General features: G+C 71.7%; 22 protein-coding genes. 15 read left to right on the forward strand and 7 right to left on the reverse strand.

Annotation, left to right across the window (positions count from 1 at the left end; all coding sequences use genetic code 11):
- Positions 1-5: 5 nt before the first annotated feature.
- Entirely contained in the window at positions 6-629 is a 624-nt protein-coding gene (locus B0I33_RS13990) for a YqgE/AlgH family protein (protein WP_281259400.1), read from the reverse strand.
- Between the two features lie 186 nt (positions 630-815).
- Between B0I33_RS13990 and B0I33_RS13995 the strand changes: the two genes are divergently transcribed.
- The 3 genes from B0I33_RS13995 to B0I33_RS14005 are packed head-to-tail and all read left to right on the forward strand — an operon-like array spanning position 816 to position 4,366.
- Complete coding sequence (locus B0I33_RS13995) at positions 816-2,099, forward strand: MFS transporter (RefSeq protein WP_106179181.1); 1,284 nt, start codon at positions 816-818, stop codon at positions 2,097-2,099.
- Between the two features lie 17 nt (positions 2,100-2,116).
- Positions 2,117-2,377 (forward strand): YbaB/EbfC family nucleoid-associated protein, encoded by a 261-nt coding sequence (locus B0I33_RS14000; protein WP_245900703.1) that lies wholly within the window; start codon positions 2,117-2,119, stop codon positions 2,375-2,377.
- A 45-nt stretch (positions 2,378-2,422) separates the two neighbouring features.
- Positions 2,423-4,366, forward strand: coding sequence for a TNT domain-containing protein (locus tag B0I33_RS14005; protein ID WP_106179183.1), 1,944 nt, complete (start codon positions 2,423-2,425; stop codon positions 4,364-4,366).
- A gap of 13 nt (positions 4,367-4,379) precedes the next feature.
- Here B0I33_RS14005 and B0I33_RS14010 read toward each other — a convergent pair whose 3' ends face one another.
- The gene (locus B0I33_RS14010; RefSeq protein WP_106179184.1) at positions 4,380-5,657 is read right to left on the reverse strand and encodes a sensor histidine kinase; all 1,278 of its coding nucleotides are present in this window, start codon (positions 5,655-5,657) and stop codon (positions 4,380-4,382) included.
- Between the two features lie 58 nt (positions 5,658-5,715).
- Positions 5,716-7,161: a CCA tRNA nucleotidyltransferase gene (locus B0I33_RS14015; protein WP_281259401.1), complete on the reverse strand. Its 1,446-nt coding sequence runs from the start codon at positions 7,159-7,161 to the stop codon at positions 5,716-5,718.
- A 101-nt stretch (positions 7,162-7,262) separates the two neighbouring features.
- On the opposite strand from B0I33_RS14015, the gene B0I33_RS14020 reads away from it, so the two are divergent.
- From B0I33_RS14020 to B0I33_RS14040, 5 genes are all read left to right on the forward strand, one after another.
- A complete protein-coding gene (locus B0I33_RS14020; RefSeq protein ID WP_106179185.1) occupies positions 7,263-7,766 on the forward strand; it encodes an NUDIX hydrolase in 504 nt (167 codons plus the stop codon).
- Positions 7,763-9,937 carry a DUF6049 family protein gene (locus B0I33_RS14025; protein ID WP_106179186.1) on the forward strand — a complete coding sequence of 725 codons (2,175 nt, stop codon included), beginning with the start codon at positions 7,763-7,765 and terminating at the stop codon, positions 9,935-9,937. The genes B0I33_RS14020 and B0I33_RS14025 overlap by 4 nt, the downstream gene beginning before the upstream one ends.
- A 524-nt stretch (positions 9,938-10,461) precedes the next feature.
- A complete protein-coding gene (gene murJ / locus B0I33_RS14030) occupies positions 10,462-12,243 on the forward strand; it encodes a murein biosynthesis integral membrane protein MurJ (protein WP_106179187.1) in 1,782 nt (593 codons plus the stop codon).
- 96 nt (positions 12,244-12,339) lie between these two features.
- Positions 12,340-13,887 carry a protein kinase family protein gene (locus B0I33_RS14035; protein ID WP_106179188.1) on the forward strand — a complete coding sequence of 516 codons (1,548 nt, stop codon included), beginning with the start codon at positions 12,340-12,342 and terminating at the stop codon, positions 13,885-13,887.
- On the forward strand, positions 13,884-15,038 hold the full coding sequence (locus B0I33_RS14040; RefSeq protein WP_106179189.1) for an epoxide hydrolase family protein: 1,155 nt from the start codon (positions 13,884-13,886) through the stop codon (positions 15,036-15,038). The genes B0I33_RS14035 and B0I33_RS14040 overlap by 4 nt, the downstream gene beginning before the upstream one ends.
- A gap of 22 nt (positions 15,039-15,060) precedes the next feature.
- Here the strand turns inward: B0I33_RS14040 and B0I33_RS14045 are convergent, their stop codons facing one another.
- Positions 15,061-15,342: a hypothetical protein gene (locus B0I33_RS14045; RefSeq protein WP_146147495.1), complete on the reverse strand. Its 282-nt coding sequence runs from the start codon at positions 15,340-15,342 to the stop codon at positions 15,061-15,063.
- A 118-nt stretch (positions 15,343-15,460) separates the two neighbouring features.
- Here B0I33_RS14045 and sigM point away from each other — a divergent pair, with 118 nt between their 5' ends.
- From sigM to B0I33_RS14070, 5 genes are all read left to right on the forward strand, one after another.
- The gene (sigM, locus tag B0I33_RS14050; protein WP_106179191.1) at positions 15,461-16,063 is read left to right on the forward strand and encodes an RNA polymerase sigma factor SigM; all 603 of its coding nucleotides are present in this window, start codon (positions 15,461-15,463) and stop codon (positions 16,061-16,063) included.
- A complete protein-coding gene (locus B0I33_RS14055; RefSeq protein WP_106179192.1) occupies positions 16,060-16,818 on the forward strand; it encodes a hypothetical protein in 759 nt (252 codons plus the stop codon). The genes sigM and B0I33_RS14055 overlap by 4 nt, the downstream gene beginning before the upstream one ends.
- A 105-nt stretch (positions 16,819-16,923) precedes the next feature.
- Positions 16,924-17,919, forward strand: a complete 996-nt coding sequence (trxB, locus tag B0I33_RS14060) for a thioredoxin-disulfide reductase (protein ID WP_106179193.1) — start codon at positions 16,924-16,926, stop codon at positions 17,917-17,919.
- A 29-nt stretch (positions 17,920-17,948) separates the two neighbouring features.
- Positions 17,949-18,272: a thioredoxin gene (trxA, locus tag B0I33_RS14065; protein ID WP_106179194.1), complete on the forward strand. Its 324-nt coding sequence runs from the start codon at positions 17,949-17,951 to the stop codon at positions 18,270-18,272.
- Between the two features lie 216 nt (positions 18,273-18,488).
- Positions 18,489-19,634, forward strand: coding sequence for an N-acetylmuramoyl-L-alanine amidase (locus B0I33_RS14070; protein WP_106179195.1), 1,146 nt, complete (start codon positions 18,489-18,491; stop codon positions 19,632-19,634).
- A 76-nt stretch (positions 19,635-19,710) separates the two neighbouring features.
- Here the strand turns inward: B0I33_RS14070 and B0I33_RS14075 are convergent, their stop codons facing one another.
- Positions 19,711-20,355, reverse strand: a complete 645-nt coding sequence (locus B0I33_RS14075; RefSeq protein ID WP_106179196.1) for a GNAT family N-acetyltransferase — start codon at positions 20,353-20,355, stop codon at positions 19,711-19,713.
- A 206-nt stretch (positions 20,356-20,561) separates the two neighbouring features.
- On the opposite strand from B0I33_RS14075, the gene B0I33_RS14080 reads away from it, so the two are divergent.
- Together B0I33_RS14080 and B0I33_RS14085 are read left to right on the forward strand one after the other, a co-directional pair.
- Positions 20,562-21,893: an aminotransferase-like domain-containing protein gene (locus B0I33_RS14080; RefSeq protein ID WP_106179197.1), complete on the forward strand. Its 1,332-nt coding sequence runs from the start codon at positions 20,562-20,564 to the stop codon at positions 21,891-21,893.
- 50 nt (positions 21,894-21,943) lie between these two features.
- Entirely contained in the window at positions 21,944-22,894 is a 951-nt protein-coding gene (locus B0I33_RS14085; RefSeq protein WP_106179198.1) for a D-alanine--D-alanine ligase family protein, read from the forward strand.
- Positions 22,895-22,968: 74 nt separating this feature from the next.
- Here the strand turns inward: B0I33_RS14085 and B0I33_RS14090 are convergent, their stop codons facing one another.
- Complete coding sequence (locus B0I33_RS14090) at positions 22,969-23,970, reverse strand: ParB/RepB/Spo0J family partition protein (protein ID WP_106179199.1); 1,002 nt, start codon at positions 23,968-23,970, stop codon at positions 22,969-22,971.
- Positions 23,967-24,881: a ParA family protein gene (locus B0I33_RS14095; RefSeq protein WP_106179200.1), complete on the reverse strand. Its 915-nt coding sequence runs from the start codon at positions 24,879-24,881 to the stop codon at positions 23,967-23,969. The genes B0I33_RS14090 and B0I33_RS14095 overlap by 4 nt, the downstream gene beginning before the upstream one ends.
- Positions 24,882-24,896 lie beyond the last annotated feature (15 nt).

The following is a 24,896-nucleotide window of genomic DNA, read 5'->3' on the forward strand; positions in this document are numbered from 1 at the left end:
TACCGCTAGTTCCGCTGCAGGTCGCCCGGGTGCGTGGCGAGCAGCGCGGTCGGCAGGCCCTGCCTGCGCAGTACCTGACCCCACAGATCCCGCGCCGGGGTGGCGAGCACGTCGCTCGGCAGCGCGGGCACGATCAGCCAGTCCCCCCGGTCGATCTCCCCGGCCAGCTGCCCGGAGTCCCAGCCCGCGTACCCGGCGAACACCCGAAGGCCACGCACCTTCGGCACCAGCGCGTCCGGATCGGCGTCCAGATCGACCAGCGCGACCGGACCGCGGACGGCGATCACCCCCGGCACGCTCGCCGCGGTCTCGCCGGTCCGCAGTGCCGCGAGGCACAGCGCCGTCTTCTTCTCCACCGGGCCACCGACGAACACGGCCTGCGGCTCGACGACGTGGTCGCCCCAGCTGGGCAGCACCTCGTCGACGGGCACCTCACTGGGCCGGTTGAGCACCACACCGAGCGTGCCCTCCTCGCGATGGTCGATCACGAAGACGACGGTCCGGCGAAAGTTCGGGTCGAACATCGTGGGGGCAGCGACCAGGAGTGTTCCCGGTTCAACCTCGGCGTCCGCTCGCACCCGTCCATGATCCCACTCGCGTTGACGCGGTAAGTCACCGTCCGGGAACAACTGGTCGCCCCCGGCCGTTGGACCGGGTGCCGGCGCACTCCGTGTCCCCCGGGCCCACTTGAGAAGAGCCCTTGTGGAATACCGTTCGGCAGGAGCCACACTGCGCCGTATCGCCGAGAGGCGACCGAGTGCGCCGGCCCTTTCACTTCTCGTGTTCGCCACCGAATCCCCGTAGGCTGACAGACCGTGGCAGCAGGCACGGAGACATCCTTCCGCCGGCGCGCCGCTCCCCGGGCCCTGCTGGCCCTTCCCGCCTACCGCAGGTTGCTCTACCAGCGGTTCTCGACCCAGTGGGGTGACGGTGCGTTCCAGGCCGGGCTCGCCGGTGCGGTCCTGTTCAATCCCGAGCGGGCCGCCGACGCGCTGACGATCGCCGCCGGGTTCGCCGCACTGCTGCTGCCGTACTCCCTCGTCGGGCCGTTCGCGGGCGCGCTGCTCGACCGCTGGGACCGCAGGCGGGTCCTCGTCGTCGCGAACCTGCTGAAGGCCGGTTGCGTCGGCGCCGCGGCGGTGGCCGTCGGGCTCGGTGTGGCAGGCCCGCCGCTGTTCGTGCTCGCGCTGCTGGTCATGGGTCTCGCCCGGTTCGCGGGCGCCGGTGTCTCGGCGGCGCTGCCGCACGTGGTGCCCCGGGAGCGGATCGTGACCGCCAACGCGCTGGCCACCACGGTCGGCGCCATGATCGCCGTGCTCGGCGGGGCCTGCGCCATCGGCCTGCGGGCGGTGTTCGGCAGGGGCGACACCGGATCCGCATGGACGACCTCGGTCGCGATGGTGGGGGCGCTGCTCGGCGCACTGTTCGCCGCCCGGTTCGCCAGGGGCGTCCTCGGCCCGGACCGGGTCGAGGAACCCACCCGTGCGGTGGTCGCCGTCGCGGCCGGTCTGGTCGCGGGTGCCCGCGCGGCCGCGCGGACGCCGAGCGTCCGTTCCGGGCTCGTCGCGCTGCTGGCCCACCGCGCCGCGTTCGGGATCTCCCTGCTGCTGTCCGTGCTGCTCATGCGGTACTCCTTCACGAACATGGGTCCGCTGCGGGCCGGGTTGCCCGGACTCGGCCAGCTCGCGCTCATGGGCGGCGCGGGCATCCTCCTCGCCGGCCTGCTCACGCCGCGCCTGGTCGCCCGGTTCGGGCGCAGGCGCGCGATGGCCGGCAGCCTGCTCGCCGCCGCCGTCGCGCAGGCGGGACTCGGGCTGCCCATGACGCTGCCGACGGTGCTGCTGGCCGCCTTCGCCGTCACCTCGGCGGGGCAGGTGCTGAAGCTGTCGGTGGACGCCTCGATCCAGCGGGATGTCGGCGACGAGTCGAGGGGCCGGGTGTTCGCGCTCTACGACACCCTGTTCAACGTCGTGCAGGTGGCGGCGGTGTCGTTCGCGGCGATCCTGGCCCCGCTCGACGGGCGCTCACCGACGCTGTTGCTGGTGGCGATCGCGCTCTACCTCGCCGGTATCGCCGGATATCTCGCCGCCACCCGTTAGGGTGAAACACCGTGACCATGGCAGGTAGCACGGCGACGGCGACCGTCACCTCCCCGGACGGGCTCGTCCACGCCACCGTCGACTCCACCGGAACCCTGACCGGGCTCGAGTTCGCGCCGACCGCCTTCGAGCGCACCGACCCGGCGACCCTCGCCAGGACCGTCCTCGACACCGTCCGCGAAGGTGGCAAGCAGGCCGCGCGCAGGCTCGAGGCCGCCGCTCCGCCGGTTCCGCCGAGGCCGACACCGAAGCGCGCCCGGCACGCCCGCCAGGTTTAATTGGCGTGAAATGACTGGGGAACACCGGACCGAGGGGGGAACGGCGTGCGCTACCGGGTCGAGGTGGCCGATCGCCCAGACGCGCTGTACGCGCTGTGGAACGGCCGGATCTTCCGTGCCCAGCGCTCGACAGCGGACGGAACCGTGCTGCTCAGCGCGTTGCCGGGGGAGGAGCCGCCGGAGGGTGCGGACACCGAGTGGAACGGGGCGCCCGCGCGGGTCGTGCCCGCGGCGGAGGCGGGGGCCACGTTCGCCGTCCACACGTACTGCGTCTACGACGACGAGATCTACCGCGTCGAACCGAGGACAGGCGCCCAAGGGCTGACCCTGCGCTGGGCGGGAACCGACGAGGGCGTCGCCGCGGAGCTGGGACTCTCCGGGCTCAGCACGACGACCGACGACCCGGAGACGCTGACGGCCCTGTGGCAGGAGCGGCACGACTTCGCCGAACCGGGGACCCCGCGCGGAGAGCCGGGCACGGGGGACACCCAGGCGCTGCTGCGAGCGATCGGGCGGACGCTGCTGCAGTTCCTGCCCTCCGGCTGGCAGCGCGTCGGCGCACAGTTCCGGCAGGTCGGCGACTACTCCGAGCTGGAGGTGCGGGCCGTCGCCGAGGACGTGGCGGTGTCGCTGTCCTCGCCGCCGCAGCTGGGCCAGCTGTTCGCCCAACTCCGTTCGGCGATGTACGACGCGGGCAGCGGCACCTGGTTCCAGGGCACCTACACCCTGGACTCCACGGGCGACTTCGACTTCGACTACGACCACGACGCCGAGCCGGACTGGCGGCTGCCCCCGGACGGGCGCACGACGGCGCGCAGCTATTCCGCCGAGCTGGAGTACCACCCCAGGAAGAAGGCGCCCGCGTGGCTCGCGGCGAAGGCCGGGCTGCCGCTCGACGTCGACTTCCGGCACGCGCGGGTCGTCGACAGCCATGCCGAGGGCGAGCCGCCGGTGGTCAACCGGCCCCCGCTGCCGCAGGAGGAGATCCGCGCGGTCCTCGGCTACCTGTACCGCGCACCGGTCGTGCTGGCCAGGCCGGGAACGTTGCCGGACATCTTCGCCGCCGGTGGGCAGGCGGACACGCCGGACGCCTTCCACACCGACGGCACCTGGATCTGGCCCGCCGCCGTACCGCACTACCTGCGCAAGTACGGCGTTCCACCGGAGGCGGGCCTGCTCGACCACATCCGCGAACGCGACTACCGGCCGCCCTACGTCGGCGCGCTGCTGCGGGCCACGGCGGAGGCCGACCTGCTCGGCAGGCCGTACCCGCCGCGGACCCCGGACGAGCTCGGCGAGCCGGACCAGGTGACGCGCGTGGACCGGGGCGGCGAGCCGACGCGGTCGCTGCGGGCCTCCGAGGTGCTCGCGGTGCTGCGGAAACGGCTCGCCGAGCACGGCGTCGCGCCGAGCGCCTACCGGATCGGCGAGGCCGGGGACGACCAGCACGGCGGCGATGCCGCGTGGAGCCTGCGCCGCACCGGCCGGGGCTGGGAGGTCGCCGGGCACGAGGGCGGCAGGCCCACCGAGCCGAGGTACTTCGACCGGGTCGCCGACGCCGCGCACGCGCTGCTCGGCGCGCTGCTGCTGTTCCCCGGCCGGGCCCGCGAAGGGGTGCCTGGGGACGCGGAGGCACCCGAGCCGGTGCAGCACGCGACCGACTGGCCGATCCTGCCGCTGCGCGGGGAGCCACCGCTCGGCTTCTACCGGGGCAAGCGGATGGTCGAGCTGCCTGCCGGGACGACCGTGCTCCGGTTCGGCACCGACGCGGGCAACCTGGTGCACCCGGAGGGCACCCGGTTCCCGGAGACATCGCTGACCTTCGACCGCGAGCACGACCGGCACACGTACGTGCTGCGGCGCCCGCTGCACGTGCTGACCGGCGTCACGATACCGTGGCGCGACCTGCCCGGCGGCGCGGTGGCGTACCTGTTGCCGAGGGCCGTGGGGCAGCACGTCGAGAGCGGGGCGCTCGAACGCGTCGGCTGACGCGCCGGCCCGGTCAGTCCTTGGGCACCCACAGCGTGACCCGGGTGCCGCCGCCGGGGGAGGAGTCCACCGTCGCGGTGCCGCCGACCTCGGTGAGGCGGGCCACGATGGACTCGCTGATGCCGAATCCCGGCGGCCGGTCCTCCGGGCTGAACCCGGCGCCGTGGTCGCGGATGGTGGTGGCGATGCCACCGTCGCGTTCCTCGGTGCGCACCAGCACCCTGTCGGTGCCCGCGTGCTTGAGGGTGTTCCGCATCGCCTCGCGCACGGCGTCGCGGACCGCGAGCTGCCGCACCTCCGGCAGGGTCTCGTCGTCGAGCTCGCCGAGCACCAGCTGGGCCCGCAGCCCGTCGCGGGCCATCTCGGCGGCGAGCGAACCCAGCTTCTCCGCCAGCGGCCCGCTCTCCCCGCCGGAGTCCGACTCGAGGTACCGGCGCAGCGCGGTGGCCTCCGCCCGTGCCATCCGCCGCAGCCGCTCGGCGTCGCCGCTGCCGGGCAGCGCCATCGCCTCCAGCGTCTGCAGGACGGTGTCGTGCAGCCGCCGGTGCTGCACAGCACGCTCGGCGAGCCTGCCGGTACGAATGCCGTAGGCCAGCGCGAGCCGCGTGCCCAGGCCGACCAGTACGAGCGCGCCGACGGCGGTGAGCAGGACACCGAGCAGCCTGCCGAGCCCGGCGAACGCCGCCTGCACGTCCACCCGGCCCGTGCCCAGCCAGTCCATGGCCAGGTGCAGCGGCACGGTGGCGAGGGCGAGGGCGGCGCCGTAGCCCACGCCGAGCGCGAGCGTCAGCAACGCGACCGTGCCGAGCAGGTACCTCACGGCCACCTCGCCGGCGGGGGCGAGGCCGCTCTCCGGCACACTCGCCGCGACCACGAGGTTCGCTCCGATCGCGAACGTGACGTCGAGCGTCAGCAGGCGGGTGGCGACGGTCGGGGAGAAGGGGGCGCCGCGCACCAGCCAGCCCAGCTCGAACAGGCTCAGCGCGACCGCGCAGGCCACCACCAGGCTCACCGGCAGCAGCCCGGGAGCACCGCTGCCCGCGAACACGGCGAACGCGGCGGGCACGGCGAGCAGCCGGTACACGATCGGGATCAGGGCGACGAACCGGGCGGCCCGCAGCAGCAACCCGTCCCTGGCCGCGGCGTCGACCGGGCCCGCGACCCGGCGCAGCGCGGGCAGCGCGGGCGCCCTCGGGTCGGCGACCTCGTCGGACAGCTCGCTTGTCGCGCTCGCCAGCACCGGTGCCCCGCCGCGCAGCAGCGCGGACAGGAAGCTCCGCCGCCGAGCCATCGCGCCTCCCGCGCCCGCCACGCCTGACACTGTCACCGTTCGCCGGTGCCAGTATGAGTCACGAGGGCGGCTCGATCCCCTGTTCGGCGGCCCATTTCCGGAGCTCGGCCACCGCCTCGTCGTACTCCAGCGGCCCGCGGTCGAGCCGCAGGTCCTTCAGGTGCTTCCACGCCTTGCCCACGAGCGGGCCCGGCGGGATGCCGAGCAGCCGCATGATCTCGTTGCCGTCGAGGTCGGGCCGCACCTTCGCCAGGTCCTCCTCGGCGGCGATGCGAGCGATCCGCTCCTCGAGGTCGTCGTAGCTGCGCTGCAGCGCGGCCGCCTTGCGCTTGTTCCGCGTCGTGCAGTCCGCCCGCACGAGCTTGTGCAGCCTCGGCAGCAGGTCGCCCGCGTCGGTGACATAGCGGCGCACGGCCGAGTCGGTCCACTCGCCTTTTCCGTAGCCGTGGAACCGCAGGTGCAGGAACACCAGTTGCGACACGTCCTGCACCACGTCCTTCGAGTACCGCAGCGCGCGCAAACGCTTGCGCGCCATCTTGGCCCCGACGACCTCGTGGTGGTGGAAGCTCACCCCGCCGCCCGGCTCGAACTTCCGCGTCGCGGGCTTGCCGATGTCGTGCAGCAACGCGGCCAGCCGGAGCACCAGATCGGGTCCGGACGTGGGCTCGTGCCGCGTCTCCAGCTCGATCGCCTGCTCCAGCACCTTCAGCGAGTGCTGGTAGACGTCCTTGTGCTGGTGGTGTTCGTCGATCGCCAGCCGCATGCCGGGCACCTCGGGCAGCACGTGATCGGCGAGCCCGGAGTCGACCATCAGCTCGATCCCGTGCCGCGGCTGCGCACCGGTGATGAGCTTCGACAGCTCGGCCTGCACGCGCTCGGCGGTGATCCTGGTGATCTCACCCGCCATCTCGGTCATCGCGGAGACCACGCGGGGCGCGGGCTCGAACCCGAGCTGGGAGACGAACCGAGCGGCGCGGAGCATGCGCAGCGGATCGTCGGCGAACGACTCCTGTGGCGGCGCGGGCGTGTCCAGCTCCCGGCGCGCCAGCGCTCCCATCCCATCGTGCGGGTCGACGAACGTCTTCGTCGACAACTCGATCGCCATCGCGTTGACCGTGAAGTCGCGGCGGTGCAGATCTCCCTCGATCGTGTCCCCGAACGAGACCTCGGGATTGCGGGTGACCCGGTCGTAGGTGTCCGCGCGGAACGTGGTGATCTCCAGCGTCATGCCGTTCTTGGCGGCGCCGACCGTGCCGAACGCGATCCCCGTGTCCCACACCGCGTCGGCCCAGCCGGTCAGGATGCGCTGCACCCGGTCCGGCCGGGCGTCGGTGGTGAAGTCGAGGTCGCCGGACAACCTGCCGAGCAGCGCGTCGCGCACGCTGCCGCCCACCAGGTAGAGCCGGTGCCCGGCCTGCTCGAACCGCTTGGCCAGCTCGTCGGCGACCGGCGAGACGCGCATGAGCTCGGCCACGGCGTTGCGCTTGGCGGTGAGTGGATTCACCGGAATCCCACCCCCGGAGCGGTGCACTTACTACACAGGTGGATCAACACGGACACGAGAAGCCAGCGTACCGGTCACGCCGTTTGCTCTAGCATCGCAGCATGCCTGGATCGGCCGGTCGCTCCGGTGGTGCCAAACCGGGACGGCGGTCCCGGCGCCGCCGCGGCAGGAGGCTGACCACGGTGGACGAGACGTCCGCCGGCGGCTTGGTCGTCGATGCCGCGCGTGCGCACGCGGTACTCATCGGCAGGCTCGACCGGCAGGGCAGACTGCTCTGGTCGCTGCCCAAGGGCCACATCGAGGACGGCGAGACGACGGAGCAGACCGCGGTGCGCGAGGTGAAGGAGGAGACCGGTATTTCCGCGCACGTGCTGCAGCCGCTCGGCACGATCGACTACTGGTTCGTCGCCGAGCGCCGACGGGTGCACAAGACCGTGCACCACTTCCTCCTCGAGGCCAACGGGGGCGAGCTGTCCGACGAGGACGTCGAGGTGACCGAGGTGGCCTGGGTGCCGCTCACCGAGCTGGAGAGCAGGCTGGCCTACGCCGACGAGCGCAAGCTCGTGCGCAAGGCGCGCGACCTGTTCGAGGGAGCCGAAGGGTGAAGACGCTCGGCGCGTTCGCGCTGGCACTGGTGTTCCTCGTGGCGCATGCCCTGTTCGGCGCGCCGGCGCGGGCCGGTGCGCAGCCGCTGGACGAGCAGATGCTCCGGCTGGACATCGACCGCATGACGCCGAGAGTGGTGACCGAGCACGACCAGACCCTGCGGGTCACCGGGTCGGTCAGCAACGTGAGCGACCGCCGGATCTCCGACGTCATCGTGCAGCTGCAGCTCGGCCAGCGGCAGAGCAGTGAGCGGGAACTGCGCGGCGCGATGGCCGAGGCGCCGCCCACCGACACCCCGATCACGGACTGGATCGACCTCGCCGCCGAGCTCGAACCAGGGCAGAGCGCGCGCATCGACATCGCGGTCCCGCTCGCGGACGGGACCTTCCCCGTCGGCGAGCCGGGTGTCCATCCGATGCTCGTCAACGTCAACGGCACGCCCGCCTACGGTGGTCCGGCCCGGCTCGCCGCACTGCACCTGCTCCTGCCGGTGGTCGGCGTACCGGGACAGGGCACCAGGGCGACCCCGCCCGCGCCGACACCGGTCTCGGTGCTGTGGCCGATCACGTCGTCGTCCCCCAAGGTCGTCGCGGCGCCGTACGACGAGCAGATCGTGCTGTCCGACGACCGGCTCGCCGCCGAGCTGCGCCCCGGTGGCCGCCTCGACGCGCTCGTCTCCTCGGCCCTGGCGCGGCGCGACGACCTGGTGTTCGGCTCGCTGTGCTTCGCGATCGACCCGGAGCTGGTCGACACGGTCGAGGCGATGACCTCCGGCTACCAGGTCCACACGCCGTCGGGGACCATCCCCGGCAAGGGCCGCAACGACGCCAAGCGCTGGCTGGCGTCGCTGCGGGACCTGGTCGCGGGACACTGCGTCGTCCAGATTCCCTACGCCGACGCCAGCCTCAGCACGCTGACCAGGCTCCCCGGCAGCGAGGAGCTGACCGACGACGCGCTGACCGGGGCCTCGGTGCTCAGCGTGCTCAAGGTCCAGCCGAGGCAGGGTGTGGTGTGGCCGAGCGGCTCGCTCACCCAGGACGCACTCGGCGCCGCGGCCCGGTCCGGTGCGACCACGATGATCACCGGCCCGCTCCAGGTGCGGACCTCCGCGAACGACGGGGCGAACACCGGCCTCGGTTCCGCTCCGTTCGACATCTCCGGCACCGGGCTGCGCGCGCTGCCGTACGACTCGCTCGTCGCCGCCGGCCTCGCCGGCGAGGGCAACGCCGCGTCGGCCAACCTCACCCCTGCCGACGAGCCCGACGTGGCCGCGCAGAACGGCATCGCCGCCGTGGCCTTCCGGGCCGGTCTCGACGACCAGGACACGGCGGCCCCGGTGCTGGTGGCGCCGCCCCGGCGGTGGGAGATCTCGGCGACGGAGCTCGACACGCTGCTGGACTCACTGACGGCCCTGCGGCTGTCCGGGCTGGTCCAGCCCACCTCGCTGGACGACCTGCTGGCCGGAGAAGCTGCCGGAACCGCCGCGCCGCGGGACATGACGGCGTCCTCGGCGTCCTCGGCGTCCCTGCGGGAACCGGACCAGTCGGTCCTGGACGAACTGGCCGACGTCCAGCGGACGGCCGCCGACCTGGAACAGGCGATGGCGGTCGATCCCACCCGTCAGGTCCAGCCCGCGGCCGTCGTGCAGCCCTTGCACAACGCGGTGCTGCGGGCCACGTCCGCGGCGTGGCGCACCGACGTCGGCACCGCGGCCGCGGTCGCCGCCCCCGCCAGGGAGCAGACCGACGCGCTGACCCACCGCGTCACCGTCGCCACCCCGGAGCAGGCGGTGTCGCTGGCCTCCGACTCGAGCCCGCTGCCGGTCACCCTCAGCAACTCACTTCCGGTGGCCATCACCGTGAAGATCAACCTGGAGAACATCGCCGGGTTGCGTCCAGCCGACATCCCGGACACCCCGCTCGCCGCGGGCAGCCGGGTGACCCGGTACATCCCCGCGGACGCGCTGCGGACGGGCCGGTTCAACATCAACGTGGCGTTGACCACGCCGGGTGGCACGCGGCTGGGGACACCCGCTCAGCTGGAGCTGACGTCGACCGAGTTCGGCCTGTTCACGGTCGTGCTCACGGCCACCGCGGGAGGGGCACTCGTGCTGCTGTCCGGCAGGCGCATCTACCGCAGGGTGCGCGGCGACAGAACCGACAGGTCCTGAGTTTCCGCCGGTCACGGATTACCCTGAATCGACCAAGCTGACCGTCGAGGATTGGGCGCGTGTTGGACAGAGAGCCGGGCCAGCCGCCCGAGCGTGCCGAGAGGCCGCGCCGCTCTGACCGTGTCCCACCGCGCCGTTCCGACCGGCAGCCGCCCCCGGAACGGGCGCCACGCCGGGACGGCCAGCCCAACCAGTACCGCGGCCAGGTCCCGCCCGCGGGCAGGCCGCAGCCGAGGCAGTACCCGCCGCGGCAGGCCGCACCGGGACCGCCCCGGCACCAGCAGCCACCACCACACCAGCCGCCACCACCCGCACAGCCGCCACCAGCATCGCCACCACCTCCGGCACCGCAGGCACAGCAGCAGCCACCTCCGCAGCAGCCGCCCCGGCCACCCGGGCCGGCACCACACCGGGGCAGGCAGCACGACCGCGGTCAGCGGCAGCAGCCCGTCCGCCCGTGGAGCCAGGAGGCGCGGGACGGCGGGAGGCGCAGGCCACCGGAACAGCAGCGGCCCGACGCGACGATGTACATCCCGAGGGAGCGCGGGGTGCCGCCCGGCGTGCGCTGGCCTGCCGCCGACCCGGATGTGCTGCGGCCCTACGACGAGCTCGCCACGCGGATGCTGCCGAGGATCCTCGATGGTCCCCGGCCCGCCGAACCGATCGGCGACCGCCTGCCCGCGGTCCAGCTCGAACCTGCTCCCAAGGAGCGGCCGAAGGCTCCTTCGGTGGCCAAGGCCAGCGGCCGCATGGCCATCGCCACGCTGACGAGCCGGATCACCGGGTTCGCCTGGAAGGTCATGCTGGCGTGGGTGGCGACGCTCGGCGTGCTGTACGACTCGTTCACGGTCGCGAACACGCTGCCGCTCATCATCAACGAGCTGCTGCTCGGCGGCGTGCTGACCAGTGTCGTCGTACCGCTGCTCGTGCGCTCACAGGACGACGAGGACGGTGGCGAGGCGTACACCCAGCGGCTGCTCACCATGGCCGCGACGATCCTCGGCGTGGGCACCGTGGTGTCGACCGCGCTCGCACCGTGGCTGATCGAGCTGCTGATGGAGGAGGGCGGCGGCGGCAACCCGCAGCTGGCGACCTGGTTCGCCTACCTGCTGCTGCCCGGCCTGCTGTTCTACGGCATGTTCGCCGTCCTGTCCGCGGTGCTCAACGCCAAGCAGATCTTCGGTCCCGCGCAGTGGGCGCCCGTGGTGAACAACCTCGTCATCTTCGCCACGATCGCCGCCTTCGCGGTGGCCCCCGGTGACCCGACGGTCATCCCGACGGAGATGAGCGAGCCGAAGGTCCTGGTGCTCGGCATCGGCGTGCTCACCGCGATGGTCGCGCAGGCGCTGTTCCTCATCCCCCCGCTGCGCCGCTCCGGTTTCCGGTTCAAGTGGCGGTGGGGCATCGACGACCGGCTCAAGGAGTTCGGCGGCCTCGCGCTGTGGATCCTCGGCTACGTCGCCGTCAGCCAGGTCGGCATGATCGTGAACACGCGCGTGCTCACCGGCGGCGCCGCGGGTGGTCCCTCGATCTACTCGAACGCGTGGCTGCTGTTTCAGCTGCCCTACGGCGTCATCGGCGTCTCCCTGCTCACCGCCCTCATGCCGAAGATGAGCCGGTCGGCCGCCGACGGCGACTACAAGCGGCTGATCGGTGACCTGTCCTACGGGTCGAGGCTCACCACGCTGATGCTGCTGCCGGTCTCCGCGGTCATGGCCGTGGCGGGCACGTCGATCGGCGTCGCGCTGTTCGCACTGGGCAAGGGCTCCGTCGCCGACGCCGAGCGGCTCGGCCAGTCGCTCGCGATCTCGGCGTTCGGCCTGCTCCCGTACGCGCTGGTGATGCTCCAGATGCGCGTGTTCTACGCGATGAAGGACTCCCGGACCCCCACGCTGATCATGGTCGTGATGACCGCGGTCAAGATCCCGCTGCTGTACCTCGCCGCCGCGGTGCTGCACCCCGTCAACGTCGTGCTCGGCGTGATGATGGTGAACTCGATGGTCTTCGTCGTCGGCGCGGTCCTCGGCCAGGTCTGGCTGTGGGTGAAGCTCGGCAACCTCCGCAGCAAGCGGGTGCTCGGGGTCATCCTGTTCACGGTCGTCGCGAGCGGCCTCGGCGCGCTGGCCGCCACCCTGGTCGGCATGCTCGTGCCCGACTCCATCGGCCCGATCACGCAGGCTTGGATCAAGCTCTTCCTCCAGGGCATCGTCGGCATCGGCGTATCCTTCGGCGTGCTCATCGCCCTCAAGGTCGATGAGCTGGCCCCCGTGACGCGGCGGATCACCCGGTTGCTGCGCAGAGGGTGAGTGGGCGCCGACCGCTTCCGCTCGCCAGGGGCCCGCGTTCACGTACCCTCGACGGGTAGGTGGGACAGGAGCGAGCAGGCAGGGGGTCCGACCCGAGTGGGCATTCGTACACGGGGTGGATCGCTGGCGCCCGGAAGCGTCGTCGGCGACGGCCGGTATCGGCTGCTCGCCCAGTTCGGCATCGACGAGCGCGCCGGGGCGCACCTGTGGCGTGCCCGCGACGGCCAGCTGCGCCGCGACGTGGCGCTGACGATGCTCGTCGGTGACCCCGCCGACGCCGAGGCGGCCCGGCTCGCCCGGCGCACCCTCGAACGCGCGGCGCACGCCGCCAAGTTCGGCCACCCCGGCATCGCCAGGGTGCTCGACGTACTCAGCCTCGGCAGCGGCATCAGCTCCAGCGAGGGACTGCTCGGCATCATCGTCGCCGAGTGGACGAAGGGCACCGACCTGGTCGACCTGGTCGCCGAGCGGCCGGTGGAGCCGGGTGCGGCGGCCCGGATGGTGCAGGCGCTGGCCGAGTCGGTGGAACGTGCGCACCAGTCCGGGCTCGTGCTCGGCCTGGACCACCCGCAGCGGATCCGGTTGACGCCGGACGGCAGGCTGCGGCTCGCGTTCCCCGGTCCGCTGCCGGACGCCACCCTGCGCGACGACGTGAAGGCGCTCGGTGCCGTGCTGTACCTGCTGCTCACCGGCCGCTGGGCGTTGCCGGGCGGGCCACCTGGCATCCGCACGGCGCCGAGGTCGCCGAACGGGAGAGTACTGCCCGCCAGCTCGCTGGAGCCGAACGTCCCCGAGGAGCTGTCCGCACTGGCCGTGCGCACCGTCGAGGATGGGGGCCACGGCGGGATCCGGACGAGTGCGGCGATCCTCAAGGTGCTGGAGGACATCGCCGAGGCCGCCGAGCGCACCCAGCTCATCAACCCGGTCGAGCCCGACCCCGACGGCGGGGTGTGGACCACGAAGAAGCCGGTGAAGGACGCCGCCCGCAGGCGCAAGCTCGCCCTGGGCGTGACCGTGCTGGTCGTCGCGGCGGTCGGCATCCTCGCCTGGCTCGGCATGATGGCGATCAGCTTCTTCCAGGACGACCCCTCGGCCAGCGGGCCCGCCGTCAACCTGGCCGACCCCACGCCCACGCAGCAGCAGCCTCCACCGGGGCAGAACCAGGATCAGCCGAGGTCCCCGGCCCCCGACCCCGCGGCCACCGGCGACCCGGTGCCACCCGCGGAGGTCACCGTCTACAACCCGGAAGGCGAGGGCGACGGGGTCGCGAACGCGGGCCGGGCCGTCGACGGCGACCCCGCCACGATCTGGCGCACGGACCAGTACCGCCAGCAGTTCCCCGCCTTCAAGTCGGGTGTCGGGCTCGTCGCCACGTTCGATCAGCCGATCGACCTGTCGAAGGTGAAGGTGACCGCCGACAGCCCCGGCACCACCGTCGAGATCCGCACCGCCGACTCGCCCGATCCGCAGCTGGACGACACGCGGGTGGTCGCCTCCGGCACGCTCGAGGACATCGAGACCGAGCTCTCCCTCCAGCAACCCGCCTCCACGCAGTACGTGATCGTCTGGATCACGCAGCTCTCCAGCGACGGCGACCAGTACGTGTCCGAGTTCGGCGAGCTGCAGTTCCTGCCGGCCGGATGAGCGGCGCACTGACGCCGTTCTGCGTCGACGTTCCCGAGCACGATCTCGCCGACCTGCGGTCCCGGCTCGCCCGCACCCGCTGGCCCGAACCGGAGACCGTGCCGGACTGGTCGCAGGGCGTGCCCAGGGAGTACCTGCGTGAGCTCTGCCGCTATTGGGCCGAGGAGTACGACTGGCGGGCCACCGAGCGCAGGCTCAACGCGTTTCCGCAGTTCCGCACCGAGATCGACGGGCTTGGTATCCACTTCCTGCACGTGCGCTCCCCGCACGTGGGTGCGATTCCGCTCGTGCTCACCAACGGCTGGCCCGGTTCGGTGGTGGAGTACCTGAAGGTGCTGGGCCCCCTCACCGATCCGCCCGCGTACGGGGGCGACGCCGCCGACGCGTTCGACGTCGTCGTGCCGTCGCTGCCGGGCTACGGGTTCAGCGACAAGCCCGACCGTGCCGGCTGGGGCGTCGAGCGCATCGCCGCCGCCTGGGTCCGGTTGATGAATCGGCTCGGCTACGACCGGTTCGGCGCGGCGGGCAGCGACTGGGGCACGACGATCACCACGTGCATCGGCAAACAGGCTCCGGACCGCGTGGTGGGAATCCACCTCGTGCCGCCACTGGCCGCTCCGGACCCGGCGACGTTCGACGACCTCACCGGCATCGAGCGGGCAGCGCTCGCGGATCTCGACCGGGCCGGCGCCGAGGAGTCGGGCTATGCCGAGCAGCAGCGAACCCGGCCCCAGACGGTCGGCTACGCGCTGACCGACTCCCCGGCCGGCCTCTGCGCGTGGATCGTGGAGAAGTTCCGGGCCTGGACCGACTGCGCAGGCCATCCGGAAAACGCGCTGACCCGCGACGAGATGCTCGACGACGTGACGCTGTACTGGCTCACCGGCACGGCCACGTCCTCGGCGCGGCTGTACTGGGAGAGCTTCCGCTCGGTGTCGGAGACGTTCCAGGGCACGAGCACGGACACGGTCGCCGTGCCCACCGGCTGCTCGATCTACCCGAAGGAGATCCCGCGGATCTCCCGCCGCTGGGCCGCCCGCCGGTTTCCCGACATCCGGAACGAACTGGACCGGGGCGGGCACTTCGCGGCAGCCGAGCAACCCGAGCAGTTCGTCGCGGAGCTCCGAGCGTTCTTCCGGCTGGTGCGCTGACCGACGCTCACCCGGCGTGCGGTCAGGGGTCCCTGCCGGAGGTGCCGCGGTGCTCAGCGCCCAGCGGTGCCCTGTCCCGCGCCTCGGCGACCACGCGCCGCGCCTGGCGCCGGTCGAGCAGCAGCAGGTCCATGACCAGTTCCACGGTGCCCGGGTAGCCCGCCTGCCTGGCGACGCCCTCCCGGTCGATCTCGGCTATCAGCGCGAGCCGCAGGTCCTCGAGGCGGCGAATCGCCAGGTGGTGCTCCAGGATCGAGGTGAGCAGCTCCGCATCACCCGATCCCTCGGTCATTCTCGGATTCATCCCGCCACGGTAGCACCATACTCGAACATGTGTTCGATTCGGCGCGAACGGGTGACTCGCCACAGCGGCTGCCGACACCGGGCGAAACGGAACGTGGCGACTTAGTAATGTCTGCCGGGTGACCGCCGCAGCGCCCACGGATGCCGATCTCATAGCAGCGCATGCAGCGGGCGACCCCCACGCGTTCAACGAGCTGGTCCGGCGCCACCGGGACCGCATGTGGGCCGTCGCCCTGCGCACGCTCCGCGACCCGGAAGAAGCCGCCGACGCCCTGCAGGACGCCTTCATCTCGGCGTTCCGCGCGGCCGCCAACTTCCGCGCGGAATCCCAGGTGACCACGTGGCTGCACCGGATCGTGGTGAACGCCTGCCTCGACCGGGTGCGCAGGCGGCAGGCGCGACCGACCGTGCCGCTGCCCGAGGCCGGGCACAACGAACCGGCCGTGCCACGCGACTCGATGGCCGAACGGGAGACGCGGCTGGTGGTCCAGGAGGCGCTCGACCAGCTGCCCGAGGACCAGCGGATGCCGATCGTGCTGGTGGACGTGGAGGGCTACTCGGTCGCCGAGACCGCCACCATGCTGGGCATCGCGGAGGGGACCGTGAAGAGCAGATGCGCGAGAGGCCGGGCGAAACTCGCCAAAGTTCTCGGACATCTGCGGAACCCGGGCAGCGACGCGGGCGTCCCAACTCACGAAAGCAAACACGGGGAGGGACGATGACGGACGAGAGCAGGGGGCACGGCGGGGTCGTCGGCCCCCCGTGGTCTGTCGACGTGCTCGCCGACCTCCACGCCGGTGTGCTGGACGAACACGAGGCCGCCCGGCTGTGGCCCCAGGTGAACGCCGACCCCGAGGCACGCGCGATCATCGAGGCGCTGGAGGCCACCACCGCGGACCTGTCCGCGTTGCCCAGCGAGCCGGTGCCGCCCATGCCCGCCGAGGTCGCGGCGCGCATCGACCAGGCGCTGGAGCAGGAACGGCAGGCGGGTGCGGGCGCTCCCGTCGTGAGCCTCGACGCCGCCCGCAGGCGGCGCACCCGGCGCCTTGGCTGGGGCGCGGGACTCCTCACCGCCGCCGCGGCCGTGGTGGCCGGTATCGTGCTCGCCCTGCCGGCCGGTGAGGAGGCGGGCACACCCAACGTCGCCGAGCCGACGTCGGCCCCGACCGACGCACCCGCCCTCGCACTGAGCGGGGACAACCTGGGCGCCGCGGTGGGCGAGGTCAGCGGGGTCCGTGACTTCGGCCCGCTGGGCACCCAGGAACGTCTGGACGCGTGCCTGTCCGCGAGCGGTGTCCAGGTGAGCGGGAGGCCCGTCGGAGTCCGCCCGGCCACGATCGACGGCAAGCGGGCCGTGCTGGCGCTCTACCCCACCGGACAGCTCGCGCAGTTCCGGCTCGTCGCCGTGGAACCCGGCTGCGGGCCAGGCGATCCCGGTGTCCTCCGGGACGAGGTGATCGGCCGCAAGAGCGGCTGACGTCTCACGACCTGGGACCGCGGCGGCGTCCGTCACGTCGGGAACACCCGCCCCTACGATCGTGTTGAGCCTGGTACGCAGGCGTTGACGAAGCGGAGGTCACGGGTGGCTGCAGAGGACGTTCGGAACCTGATCATCGTCGGATCGGGTCCCGCCGGGTACACCGCTGCCGTGTACGCGGCCCGCGCCCAGCTCGAACCGCTGGTGTTCGAGGGTTCACAGTTCGGTGGTGCGCTCATGACCACCACCGAGGTCGAGAACTACCCCGGGTTCCGGTCGGGGATCCAGGGACCGGACCTGATGGAGGAGATGCGCGAGCAGGCCAAAGTCTTCGGCGCCGACCTGCGCACCGAGGACGTGGAGCAGGTCGAGCTCGCCGGCCCCGTCAAGTACGTGACCGCCAACGGCAAGCGCTACGCCGCCCGGGCGGTCGTCCTCGCCATGGGCGCCGCGGCGAGGTACCTCAACGTGCCGGGTGAGCAGGAGCTCCTCGGCCGTGGTGTGTCCTCCTGCGCCACCTGCGACGGCTTCTTCTTCCGCGACCAGGACATCGCCGTGGTCGGCGGCGGCGACTCGGCGATGGAGGAGGCGACCTTCCTCACGAAGTTCGCCCGCACGGTGACGATCGTGCACCGCCGCGACGAGTTCCGCGCCTCGAAGATCATGCTGGAGCGCGCGCGAGCCAACGAGAAGATCCGCTGGAAGCTGAACTCCCAGGTCACCGAGGTGCTCGGGGAGGGGAAGGTGTCCGGGCTGAAGCTGCGGGACACCGTGACCGGTGAGGAGTCGACGCTGGACGTCACCGGCTTCTTCGTCGCCATCGGGCACGACCCGCGCAGCGAACTGGTTCGCGGGCAGGTCGAGCTCGACGACGAGGGTTACGTGGTGGCGAGGGGCCGCTCGTCGTACACGAACCTCGACGGTGTCTTCGCCGCGGGCGACCTGGTCGACCGCACCTACCGGCAGGCGATCACGGCCGCGGGCTCCGGCTGCGCCGCCGCGATCGACGCGGAGCGCTGGCTCGCGGAGCACGCCGAGGTCGCCGAGGCCCACGAGGCACCCGAACTGGTGGGCGGCGGCTACGCCCCCCGCGCCAACTGATCCCGTCCCGGAAACCGACAGGAGTAGAAATGTCCGACACCGTCAAGGTGACCGACGCGAGCTTCGCCGACGACGTGCTGACCAGCGACAAGCCGGTGCTCGTCGACTTCTGGGCGACCTGGTGCGGCCCGTGCAAGATGGTCGCCCCCGTGCTGGAGGAGATCGCCTCCGAGCACAAGGACAAGCTGAAGGTCGCGAAGCTCGACATCGACGAGAACCCGAACACGTCGCGTGACTACCAGGTCATGTCCGTGCCCACCCTCATCCTGTTCCAGGGCGGCAAGCCGGTGAAGCAGATCGTGGGCGCGAAGCCGAAGGCGGCCCTGCTGTCCGATCTGGCGGACGTGCTCTGACTCCAGCCGGGCGACCGGCAGGCCCGGAGGTGTGTGGGCGACCGCACCCTCCGGGCCTTTTCGTCGTAGCCCGTCTACCAGGCCGGTAACGCACCGTCCGGCCCTGCGCACCGACGGAAGGGCCACAGGGCACAATAGGGACCGCGGGCCCGGAAGGCCCGAGTTGTTCGGACAGCATCGAGCGCACTTCGGTGCCCGAGGAAGAGCGAGGAGTGCATGCGGGTACTCCGCCGCGGCGACGCCGGACCGGAGGTCGCCGAGATCAGGTCCATGCTGGCGGCGCTGGACCTGCTTCCGAACGGAGACGCCTCCGACGGTAACGGGTTTTTCGACGCGGCGGTGGAACACGCCGTACGCGCCTTCCAGCAACGTCGCGGCCTCATCACCGACGGCATCGTCGGTCCGGCGACCTACCGCGCGCTCCGCGGGTCGAGCTACCACCTCGGCAGCAGACCACTCGCCTACCTCGTGTCCTCGCCGGTGCACGGCGACGACGTCTTCGCCCTCCAGGAGCGGCTCACCGAACTCGGCTACGACGCGGGCCGCCCCGACGGCGGCTTCGGGCCGCAGACCGAAGGCGCGCTGCGCAACTTCCAGCGGGACTACGGACTGGTGGTCGACGGCATCTGCGGGCCGAGCACCGTCCGCGCGCTGCGCCAGCTGTCCCCGAGGGCCCGCGGTGGCCGGCCCGTCTTCCTCCGTGAGCAGGAGCAGGTCCGGCGGGCGGGGCCGAGGTTGCGCGGCAAGCGCATCGTCATCGACCCGGGCCACGGGGGCGCCGACAGCGGCGTGGTGGTCGCCGGCCTGCGGGAGGCCGACATCGCCTGGGACCTCGCCCGGCGGCTCGAAGGCCGGATGAAGGCCACCGGGATGGAGGCCCTGATCTCCCGCGGGCCCACGCACAGCCCCTCGGAGACCGACCGCGCCCGGTTCGCCAACGACGCGGGTGCCGACCTGTTCCTCTCCCTGCACAACGACGGCAACCGCTCGCCGTACGCGCAGGGTGTCGCGAGCTTCCACTTCGGAACCGGCAACGGCACCACCTCCACCGTGGGTGAGCTGCTGGCCGGCTACATCCAGCGGGAGCTGGCGGCCCGGACGGGGATGCTCGACTGCCGCACCCATCCGAAGACGTGGGAGATCTTCACCCGCACGCGCTGCCCCGCGGTCCGGGTCGAGATCGGCTACCTGACCAACCCCGACGACCGGCGCAGGCTGTCCGACCCCGCCTTCCGCGACGTTGTCGCCGAGGGCATCCTCGTCGCGGTCAAACGCCTGTACCTGCTGGGGGAGAACGACCAGCCGACCGGCACCTTCACCTTCGCCGACGTGCTCGCGCACGAGCTCGCCAAGGCCGAGTGACCTCCACAGGCCTGTGGACAACCACTGAGGTTGTGCACAGTTCTGTGGACAACTCATCCACGTCGGTGACGGAAGGCTACGCCCTGGTCACGCTCGGTTCGGCCGTGGTGACGCTGACCTCGCCGAGAAGCTTCTCCAGCGCGGCCTCCACGTCTTCCTTCCACGAGATACCCGACCGCAGCTCCAGTCGCAGGCGCGGCCACCGGGGATGCGGCCGTACGGTCTTGAAACCGACGCTCTGCAGGAAGGCCGCGGGCACCACACAGTGATGCTCCTCGTCGTTCTGCCGCTCCTCGGGCTGGGCGTCGCCGAACGCCTCCACCGCACGCACCCCGCGGCGGGTGAGGTCCTTCGCCACCGCCTGCACGAGGAGCCGTCCCAGACCGCCGCCACGGAACTCCGGCAGCAGGTGGAACGCGGTCAGCAGCACGGCGTCCGCGCTCGGCGGGGACGTGGGGAACGCGTTGGCCCTCGGTACCGCGTTCGGCGGCGCGTACAGCACGAACCCGACCGGCAGGTCGCCGCTGTGGATGATGCGGCCGCACGAGCCCCATTCGAGCAGCACGGCCGAGACCCACGCCTCCTTCTCGACCTCGGTCTCGCCGAAGCGCTCGGCCTCCTCCCGCAGATGCGGGGCGAGCTCCCAGTAGACACAACGTCGGCAGCGCAGTGGCAGCTGCTCCAGGTTGTCCAGCGTCACGCCCACGACGCGTCGCGACACGAAGCCCTCCCCGGAACGTGCGTGAAGTGAAATGCGATGGCTGACGCGCGCCACGCGGGCCAACGAGTCCGGTTAGAGCATAGGCCGATGTGACGAGCGCCGGAAACCCGGGAGGCCGCCTCCGGGCGCCCGTTACACTCGACGGGGTCTACCCGCAGGTAGCGCCCTTGCCCGCCGACGCGCCACGACGCAGACAGAAGTATGCGATGACTGCCTCCCAGCCGCCCGAGCACCGCCCGGGTTCCGAGCCCGGCCGCCACAACCTCGACCCGCATCTCGCCCGTTACGCCGCCCGTACGGAGGGCATGACGGCCTCGGAGATCCGAGCGTTGTTCGCGGTGGCGAGCAGGCCGGAGGTCGTCTCGCTGGCCGGCGGCATGCCGAACCTCGCCGCGCTGCCGCTGGACTCGCTGTCCTCGCAGATGGCGGAGCTGATCGCCGAGGACGGCCTGGTCGCGCTGCAGTACGGCTCCGCGCACGGCGTGCCCACGCTCCGCGAGCAGATCTGCGAGATCATGGCGATGGAGGGCATCTCCGCCCACCCGGACGACGTGGTGGTGACCGTCGGCTCGCAGATGGGCCTCGACATGGTCACGCGGCTGTTCTGCGACCCGGGCGATGTCGTGCTCGCCGAGGGGCCGTCCTACGTCGGCGCGCTCGGTTCCTTCGCCGCGTACCAGGCGAAGGTCGTGCACGTCGCCATGGACGACGACGGCCTGCAGCCCGAGGCGCTGCGGGAGGCGCTGACGCAGGCCGAGCGGCAGGGCAGGCGGGTGAAGTTCCTCTACACGATTCCGAACTTCCACAACCCCGCCGGGGTGACGCTCGCGGTCGAACGCCGCGCGGAGGTGCTGGAGATCTGCAGGCAGCACGGCGTGCTCGTGGTGGAGGACAACCCGTACGGCCTGCTCGGCTTCGACGGCCAGACCTACCCGGCGCTGCGGTCCACGGACCCGGACAACGTGGTGTACCTGGGCTCGTTCTCCAAGACGTTCGCCTCCGGCCTGCGCGTCGGCTGGGTGCTCGCACCGCATGCGGTGCGCGAGAAGCTGGTGCTCGCCGCCGAGTCCGCCACGCTGTGCCCGCCGACGTTGAACCAGCTGATGGTGTCGCGCTACCTCTCGACCCACGACTGGAAGGGCCAGATCAAGACCTTCCGGGAGAACTACCGGGAACGTCGCGACGCGATCATCTCGGCGCTGGAACAGCACATGCCGCCGGGCTGCAGCTGGACCCATCCCGACGGCGGCTTCTACGTGTGGGTGACCGTGCCCGAAGGCGTCGACACGAAGGCCATGCTGCCGCGTGCGGTCACCGCACGGGTCGCCTACGCGTCGGGCACCGGCTTCTACTCGGACGGCTTCGGCAGCAGGCAGATGCGGCTGTCGTACTGCTACCCGACCCCCGAGCGGATCCGCGAGGGCGTGCGCAGGCTCGCCGGCGTGCTGGAGTCCGAAATGGACCTCGTGCGCACGTTCGGTAGCGTCACCACGCGTGCCGTCTCGGGGCCGCAGTTCCCCGGCCCGGACACGGCCTAGGGATTCAGCCTGTCCTCATCGGACAAACATGGACATTGAGGAGTTCTCGCGTGGCCGATCGTACTGTCGCCGTGCTCGCCGGTGGCCTCTCGCACGAGCGTGACGTGTCGCTGCGGTCCGGCAGGCGACTGTCGGCCGCGCTCCGCGGCGAGGGGCTGACCGTGGCCGAGTGGGACACCGACGCCGGCCTGCTCACCCGGCTGCGCGACGAACGGCCCGACGCCGCCGTCGTGGCCCTGCACGGGGGAGAGGGCGAGAACGGCTCGGTGCAGACCGTTCTCGAGATGCTGGGCGTACCGTTCGTCGGCACCAGCTCGCAGGGCTGCCGCCGGGCCTGGGACAAGCCCACCGCCAAGGCACTCGTCGCCAAGGCCGACTTCGCGACCCCGGACTGGGTGGTGCTGCCGCACAGCACGTTCCGCGAGCTCGGCGCGCAGGCGGTGCTCGACGCGATGGTCGAACGCCTGGGGCTGCCGCTGATCCTCAAGCCCGATCAGGGTGGCTCGGCACTCGGCACCCAGGTGGTGCGGGATGCCGCCGAGCTGCCCACCGCGATGGTCGGTTGCTTCGCGTACGGCGACACCGTCCTCGCCGAGCAGTACGTCGACGGCGTGGAGGTGGCCGTGACGGTCGTGGAGCGGGACGGCGGGCCCCACGCCCTGCCCGCGGTGGAGATCGTGCCGGAGAACGGCGTCTACGACTACACGGCCCGGTACACGGCAGGCCTCACCGACTTCTTCGCACCGGCGCGGCTGAACGACACCACCGCCAAGGCGGTCGGCGAGCTGGCTGTCGGCGCGCACCGGCTGTTGGGCCTGCGCGACATCTCGCGTACCGACGCGGTCGTCGCGCGGGACGGCACCGTGCACTTCCTCGAGGTCAATCTCTCGCCCGGACTCACCGAGACCTCGACCGTCCCGATGGCGATGGAGGCGGCGGGCACGTCGCTCGGCGAGGTGTTCGCCGACCTGGTCGCCCGCGCGATCCGGCGCGGCAACTGATCCTCGCTTCCGGTGACCCAGCGTGACTTCGGGTCACCGGAAGGCAATCATCACCGTGACGAAACGTCCCGGTGTCATTCCTCATCGATCTGACGTGTCCGATTTGCCTGCTTCGGGTCCATGAGAGCGACGATCCGCTCAAGGTCGTCGACGGAACCGAACTCGACCACGATCCGGCCCTTGCGCCGGCCGAGATCGACCTTCACCCGAGTGTCGAAGGTGTCGGAGAGCCGGTTGGCGAGGTCCTGCAGCCCCGGCGCCTGCATCGGCTTGCGTGCCGGTGCCTTCTGCTTCGGCTTGCTCTCGCTCTTCGAGAGCGTCACTGCCTCCTCGGTCGCCCGTACGGAGAGTCCTTCGGCGACGATGCGCGCGGCCAGTTCCTCCTGCCGCTCCGCATCCTCAATGGAGAGCAGCGCCCGCGCGTGACCGGCGGACAGCACCCCGGCCGCCACCCGTCGCTGCACGGCGAGGGGGAGCCGGAGCAGGCGGATCGTGTTGGTGATCACCGGACGGCTGCGCCCGATACGGGACGCCAGTTCCTCGTGGGTGACGCCGAACTCGTCCAGCAGCTGCTGGTACGCCGCCGCCTCCTCCAGCGGGTTCAGCTGGACCCGGTGGATGTTCTCCAGCAGGGCGTCGCGGAGCATCGCCTCATCGGCGGTCTGCCGCACGATCGCCGGAATGAACTCGAGCTCCGCCTGCTGCGCGGCCCGGAGACGCCGCTCGCCCATGACGAGCTCGTACTCGTCCCCGGGTAGCACTCGGACGACGATGGGCTGCATGAGCCCGAACTCGCGGATCGAGTGTTCCAGCTCGGCGAGCGCCTCCTCGTCGAAGACCTGCCGAGGCTGTTTGGGGTTCGGCTTGACCGAGCTGACCGGTACCTCGCGGTAGACGGCACCGGCCACCTCGCCTGCGTGTTGCGGCATGGAGCTGTTCGCCGCGAACCAGCCCTTGTCGTCACCGTTGACGTGCTCCGTGCTCACCTGGGCGGTGGCGGTCCCTTCCTCGCTCACCGGCCCGGTGGGGATCAGGGCCGCAAGACCGCGGCCGAGGCCGCCCCTCCGCTCGCTCATTGTCGCTCCCTGCTCGCAGCTCCCCGCTCGGCCATCTCCCGCGCGGCGTCCAGATAACTCATCGCTCCCCGTGAACCGGGGTCGTAGGCGAGCACGGTCTGCCCGTAGCCCGGTGCCTCGGACACCTTCACGCTCCGGGGGATGACCGTCTTCAGCACGACGTCGCCGAAGTGGTTGCGGACCTCCTGCGTGACCTGATCGGCAAGCTTGGTGCGCCCGTCGTACATGGTGAGCAGGATGGTCGACACCGCCAGCGTGCGGTTCAGGTGCTTCTGCACGAGATCGATGTTGTTGAGCAGCTGGCCGAGGCCCTCCAGCGCGTAGTACTCGCACTGGATCGGGATCAGCACCTCGTGGGCGGCCACCATCGCGTTCACCGTGAGCAGACCCAGCGACGGCGGGCAGTCGATGAAGATGTAGTCGACGTCCAGCTCCTCGAGCGCCTCCCGCGACAACGCCTCCTTGAGCCTCGACTCACGCGACGCCATCGAGACGAGTTCGATCTCCGCGCCGGCGAGATCGATGGTCGCCGGTACGCAGAGCAGGTTGGGGGACTGCTCGCTCACCTGTGCCGCGTCGACGAGCGACACCTCACCGAGCAGGATCTCGTAGACGGAGGGCGTGCCCGAGCGGTGGTCCACGTTGAGCGCGGTGCTGGCATTGCCCTGCGGGTCGAGGTCGATGACGAGCGTGCGGAGCCCGTGAAGGGCCAGCCCCGCGGCGAGGTTGACCGCAGTCGTCGTCTTGCCGACGCCGCCCTTCTGGTTGGCGACCGTCATGATCCGGCGGTGCGAAGGCCGGGGCAGTTGATGGTCCTCGGGATGCAGCACCCGAGCCGCACGTTCGGCCTCCTCGGCGATCGGCGTCCAGCCGATGTCGTGGTGGGTGCCTGTGTCCTGGGGCGGGTTCACCGGTCGTCACACCTC

Source organism: Prauserella shujinwangii, from assembly GCF_003001955.1.
GTDB lineage: Bacteria > Actinomycetota > Actinomycetes > Mycobacteriales > Pseudonocardiaceae > Qaidamihabitans > Qaidamihabitans shujinwangii.

Coding starts and splice junctions, on each gene's coding strand:
- B0I33_RS14000 (WP_245900703.1), top strand. CDS start 2,117: ATGGCAGGTAGCACGGCGACGGCGACCGTCACCTCCCCGGACGGGCTC.
- B0I33_RS14010 (WP_106179184.1), bottom strand. CDS start 5,657: ATGGCTCGGCGGCGGAGCTTCCTGTCCGCGCTGCTGCGCGGCGGGGCA.
- B0I33_RS14020 (WP_106179185.1), top strand. CDS start 7,263: ATGCCTGGATCGGCCGGTCGCTCCGGTGGTGCCAAACCGGGACGGCGG.
- murJ (WP_106179187.1), top strand. CDS start 10,462: ATGTACATCCCGAGGGAGCGCGGGGTGCCGCCCGGCGTGCGCTGGCCT.
- B0I33_RS14040 (WP_106179189.1), top strand. CDS start 13,884: ATGAGCGGCGCACTGACGCCGTTCTGCGTCGACGTTCCCGAGCACGAT.
- B0I33_RS14045 (WP_146147495.1), bottom strand. CDS start 15,342: ATGAATCCGAGAATGACCGAGGGATCGGGTGATGCGGAGCTGCTCACC.
- B0I33_RS14055 (WP_106179192.1), top strand. CDS start 16,060: ATGACGGACGAGAGCAGGGGGCACGGCGGGGTCGTCGGCCCCCCGTGG.
- trxA (WP_106179194.1), top strand. CDS start 17,949: ATGTCCGACACCGTCAAGGTGACCGACGCGAGCTTCGCCGACGACGTG.
- B0I33_RS14070 (WP_106179195.1), top strand. CDS start 18,489: ATGCGGGTACTCCGCCGCGGCGACGCCGGACCGGAGGTCGCCGAGATC.
- B0I33_RS14080 (WP_106179197.1), top strand. CDS start 20,562: ATGACTGCCTCCCAGCCGCCCGAGCACCGCCCGGGTTCCGAGCCCGGC.
- B0I33_RS14090 (WP_106179199.1), bottom strand. CDS start 23,970: ATGAGCGAGCGGAGGGGCGGCCTCGGCCGCGGTCTTGCGGCCCTGATC.